6 protein-coding genes are annotated in these 4,548 nt (G+C 61.2%); 4 read left to right on the top strand and 2 right to left on the bottom strand.

Features of this window, described 5'->3' with window-relative positions:
• From ABZE94_RS20570 to ABZE94_RS20560, 3 genes are all read left to right on the top strand, one after another.
• Positions 1-789: RimK family alpha-L-glutamate ligase (locus tag ABZE94_RS20570; RefSeq protein ID WP_372877957.1), on the top strand; the 789-nt coding region annotated here is incomplete at its 5' end.
• 6 nt (positions 790-795) lie between these two features.
• Positions 796-2,028, top strand: a complete 1,233-nt coding sequence (locus tag ABZE94_RS20565) for a glutamate-cysteine ligase family protein (RefSeq protein ID WP_372877955.1) — start codon at positions 796-798, stop codon at positions 2,026-2,028.
• On the top strand, positions 1,973-2,743 hold the full coding sequence (locus ABZE94_RS20560) for an N-formylglutamate amidohydrolase (protein WP_372877953.1): 771 nt from the start codon (positions 1,973-1,975) through the stop codon (positions 2,741-2,743). The genes ABZE94_RS20565 and ABZE94_RS20560 overlap by 56 nt, the downstream gene beginning before the upstream one ends.
• On the opposite strand, the gene ABZE94_RS20555 is transcribed toward ABZE94_RS20560, so the two are convergent.
• Positions 2,740-3,654 carry a patatin-like phospholipase family protein gene (locus ABZE94_RS20555; protein ID WP_372877951.1) on the bottom strand — a complete coding sequence of 305 codons (915 nt, stop codon included), beginning with the start codon at positions 3,652-3,654 and terminating at the stop codon, positions 2,740-2,742. The genes ABZE94_RS20560 and ABZE94_RS20555 overlap by 4 nt on opposite strands.
• Before the next feature lie 148 nt (positions 3,655-3,802).
• The gene (locus ABZE94_RS20550) at positions 3,803-4,138 is read right to left on the bottom strand and encodes a TfoX/Sxy family protein (protein ID WP_372877949.1); all 336 of its coding nucleotides are present in this window, start codon (positions 4,136-4,138) and stop codon (positions 3,803-3,805) included.
• Between the two features lie 102 nt (positions 4,139-4,240).
• On the opposite strand from ABZE94_RS20550, the gene ABZE94_RS20545 reads away from it, so the two are divergent.
• A partial coding sequence (locus ABZE94_RS20545; protein WP_372877947.1) for a M23 family metallopeptidase occupies positions 4,241-4,548 on the top strand: 308 nt, incomplete at its 3' end.

The raw sequence follows: 4,548 nt of genomic DNA, 5'->3' as shown, positions 1-4,548 counted from the left end.
CGGATCGAACAGGACGATTTTGGCCATATCGCTGAATATGACGCACTGTTCATACGTGCCACCACCCATGTCAACAACCACACTTATCGCTTTGCGCGCCGCGCCGCGGTAGAAGGCCTGGCGGTGATCGATGACCCGGACTCGATCCTCAAGTGCACCAACAAGGTCTACCTGGCCGAACGCCTGGCGCGACTCAAGATTCCGACCCCGCCGACCCTCATCGTGCACCGGGGCAACGCGGAACAGATCGAACCCCTGCTGGGTTTGCCCTGCGTTCTCAAACAGCCGGATAGCGCCTTTTCGCTTGGGGTGGTCAAGGTCGATACAGCCACTGAACTGAAGCGTGAGCTGTCCCGCCTGTTTGAAAAATCCGAACTGCTGATCGCCCAGGGCTTCCTGCCCACCGATTACGACTGGCGGGTCGGGGTGCTCGATGGCAAGGCACTGTATGTATGCCGCTATTTCATGGCTGCCGGGCACTGGCAGATCATCCAGCGCGAGGGCGAGGGCCCGGCCGTCGAGGGTGAAGCCGAGACCCTGCCGGTAGAAGGCGCGCCACAGGAGGTGGTCGAACTGGCCCTGCGTGCGGCCAGGGCAATCGGTGATGGGTTATACGGTGTGGACATCAAGCAGGCCGGCGACGAGCTCTACGTTATCGAAATCAATGACAACCCCAGTATCGATGCCGGCGTGGAAGATGCCGTGTTAGGCGATGCCTTGTACTACCGGATCATGGAACATTTCCTGCGTCGGGTGGAACAACGCGCCCGTCGCAGCGAACACGACTGAGGCCCTATGACGGACCGTGACGACCTGGGCCTGTTCGAAGGCTATGGCATCGAGATCGAGTACATGATCGTGGATCGTGACAGCCTCTCGGTGCTGCCGATCACCGACCGTCTGCTTGATGACCAGAGCCGTGACGATGGCGACATCGCCTGGTCCAATGAACTGGCCCTGCATGTCGTCGAACTCAAGACCAATGGGCCGGTCACCAGCATCCCGGCACAGGTAGCCGCCTTCAACCGCAGTCGAAACAAGCTGCTGGCCGAACTACACCCGCATGGCGCGCGCCTGATGCCCGGCGCAATGCACCCCTGGATGGACCCGCATAGCGAATTTCGTATCTGGCCACATGGCGACCGCGTCATCTATGCGGCGCTGGACCGCATCTTTGACTGCCGTGGTCATGGCTGGGCGAACCTGCAAAGCATGCACGTGAACCTGCCGTTCCAGGGCGACGATCAACTGGCTCGGCTGCACGCCGCCATTCGCCTGGTATTACCACTGTTACCCGGGCTGGCCGCCAGCAGCCCGTTGATGGAGGGCCGTGCCACGCAATGGCTCGATACCCGCATGCTGGTCTACCGTGATAACTGTCGCCGTATTCCCAACATCACAGGGGCCGTCATACCCGAATCCATCCATGGTTATGACAGCTACCAGACCACAATCCTCGAGCCCATGTATGCCGCCATTGCCCCGCAGGATGCCGAGGGCACGCTGCAACACGAATGGCTTAACGCGCGCGGCGCCATTGCCCGCTTTGACCGCAACGCCATAGAGATCCGTGTACTGGACAGCCAGGAGTGCGTGAGCGCCGACCTGGCCATTGCCGAGCTGGCGGTCGCCACCATACGTGGTCTGGTGGAAGAAAACTGGAGCAGCCATGCGACGCAACTCGACTGGCCACTGTCTTCACTGGTCTCGCTGCTCGAAGCCGGTATGAAAAAGGCTGAACAGACCGAGATTCATGACGCGGCCTACCTGCGCCTGTTCGGCTTTACCCGCAGCTCCAGCACTACGCTCAGCCGGTTATGGGAGCAGCTCGCCAACAGCGCCACGGCCCGCGGGCTGCTGAGTGATCGTGCCGGCTACTGGGTAGAACATTACCTGCGTCATGGCTGCCTCGCGCGGCGCATTCTTGAGGCCATCAAAACCGACGCCCGTCGCCCTGCCATGCAACGGGTGTATGGCCAGCTCTGCAATAACCTCGATAACGACAACTTCTTCGCGCCCAGTCCTTGAACCCATGCCCAACTGGTCCGTGATCCTCAGCTGCGAACATGGGGGCAACCGTGTCCCCGCCGCCTGGCGTGGGGTCTTGCAGGATGCAGTGCTTCTGAACAGCCATCGCGGCTGGGATGCTGGCGCCTTGAATATGGCTCGCCACATGGCGCGCCAGCTCGGCGCACCCCTGCACGCCGCGCAGATCACGCGCCTGCTGGTTGACCTGAACCGTTCGACCACCCATCCGCGTCTGCACAGCGAAGCGGTAAGGCAACTGGATGCAGCACAACGCCAACGCATTGTCGCCCGGCATTACCGGCCCTTTCGCGGGGCCTTTGAAGAGGACGTGCATGCACACATCGAACAAGGGCATCAGGTGCTGCACATTTCCGTGCACAGTTTCACACCGGAGCTGAACGGTGAGCAGCGCAATGCCGATATCGGCCTGCTCTATGACCCTTCCCGCCAGGCCGAGCGAGCGCTATGTCTCCGCTGGCAGGCTTTGTTGAAGGCCACCGATCCGCAGTGGCGCGTGCGACGTAATTACCCCTATGCGGGCATCGAGGACGGTCACGCCACTGCCCTGCGCAAGCACTTCGATGCCAGGCACTATGCCGGCATCGAGCTGGAAGTGAATCAGCGCTTCGCCCTGGAAGGCGGGCACCTGTGGAAACAGATCAAACGGGATCTGACCCGCAGCCTGCAATCCCTGCTTGAAGAAACAGCAAGCTAGAGCGGCTCAATACGCCCCACCAAGCTGCCGTCGGCCAGCCAGCGTTGCCAGTCGTCTGCCATGCGCTGGCACTCGTCAATGGCCTTTTTCCAGTCACGAATACGCGCGGCATTGTCCTTGCCGTAGTGGGCAAAATCCCGCCGGTCCGGCACCTTGCCATTAGGCAGGCGAGCCAGCAATTCTGCAGACGGCGCCAGTAACAGGGCCTTGTCCAGGTGTCGTGGCACACGCCCCTTGAAATAGCGATCGAACCAGCCCGGCACAACGCGCTCGCTGAAGTGCGGCAACAGCATCAGGCCATCGGGCTGGGCGAGCGGCAGGTCCATGTGATAATCGATGAGACCGCCATCCAGGTAAGTGCCCGGCGGACCTCCCGGAATATCCCGCACGGCTGCGATCACCAGTGGAATGGCCGCTGTGCCGAGCAAGGCAGCACGCAGATTCTCCAGTGCAAGTGGCTGGTACTGGGTACGAAAGCCGTCATCGTGGTACTTCACCACAGCACCCGGTGCATGAAACAGTACCCGCTGCAGGCAGCGGGCAAACAAGCCTCTCGACACCGCGTTGGCGGCGATAATCTTGATCAGGCCCAGCATTTGCAGCGTAGTCGAGTGCGCACCCAGCAGGCCGGGCGCAAGGGTGGTGACAACGTTCAGGTGGATGCGTTGGCTAGCCAGTATTTCGCGCCGCGCCTGGTCATCGACAAACTGATCCAGGATCCGCCCTGCCTCGGCTGCCACCTCATGTGCATCCGGTTTATCGCTATAGCTCTGCGCCAGATAGGCCGCCTCGAACCGATCCAGGGCGGCCAGCGGATCGGCCTGTGCCAGGGCTGCCAGTCGCCAGGCCCCGATCGATGAGCCAATGCCCTGCAAGGGCTGCGCCGGTTTCGCCAGCCATTCGCCGAACAAGGCCCTGTCAAGCGGGCGCAGTGCCAGCCACTTGGGACCGCCGGCAGCCGCCCCGACATGCGAAAACAGGTCAGGTGTCAGGCCCTGGTCGCGGATTCTGGCCAGTGCCTGCGGACCGGCTTTCAGTACAAGACTTTGCATCATTTCTTCACTTTATTTTGGGCGGCAAGGCGGCCGCAAAAGACACGCCGCGCTCCACCCAGGCAACCAGATCCTCGTCTTCGGCAACGCCTTCTGGCGCAACATAGACAAAGCCTCGCAGAGGCTTGCCGGTAAAGTCCATGGGACGGGCGAACGGCAGCTTCACCACCGATTCATAGGCATTCGGACCTACCCGAACCATTAATGAATCCCGCACCAGGCCCACGCACATATTGCCATTAATCATGAAGGCCAGGCCGCCAAACATACGCCTTTCGCTCAACCCCTGCAGTCCCTCAAGCTGTTCCCTGACACGCTCGGCCAGACCCTCATCAATCGCCATAAAACCCTCGTCGAAACTCCAACCCGGCTTGCAGGCATTGACACCTACAGGCAGTCTGAGATTACTTGATAATGACGATCCTGGGACAGGGGGACTACGACGATGAAAAGAATCATGCTGATGCTCGCTACCTGCCTGCCCTGTATGGCCCAGGCGAATAACTACGACCCGTCCCCGGCATGGCCTCTGTGCGGGCGCATCGCTGAGGCACCCCCTGTCGGCTGGGATGCGAGTCAGGGCTGCCCGAGCGAACGGTGGGGCTCGGCGGCACACGCCGATTTTCCGATTGCCTCTACCTTCGGCCCCAGGCAACTGCCGTCGGACAACTATCGCTATGACTTTCACCGCGGCCTGGATATCGGAACAGCAACAGGCACGCCGATTTTTGCCATCACCGATGGCGTGGTGCG

It is taken from the genome of Pseudomonas sp. (assembly GCF_041601375.1).
In the GTDB taxonomy this organism is placed as follows: domain Bacteria; phylum Pseudomonadota; class Gammaproteobacteria; order Pseudomonadales; family Pseudomonadaceae; genus Aquipseudomonas.
This window is presented reverse-complemented; position numbering and strand designations above follow the sequence as displayed.

Coding starts and splice junctions, on each gene's coding strand:
- ABZE94_RS20565 (WP_372877955.1), top strand. CDS start 796: ATGACGGACCGTGACGACCTGGGCCTGTTCGAAGGCTATGGCATCGAG.
- ABZE94_RS20560 (WP_372877953.1), top strand. CDS start 1,973: ATGGCCAGCTCTGCAATAACCTCGATAACGACAACTTCTTCGCGCCCA.
- ABZE94_RS20550 (WP_372877949.1), bottom strand. CDS start 4,138: ATGGCGATTGATGAGGGTCTGGCCGAGCGTGTCAGGGAACAGCTTGAG.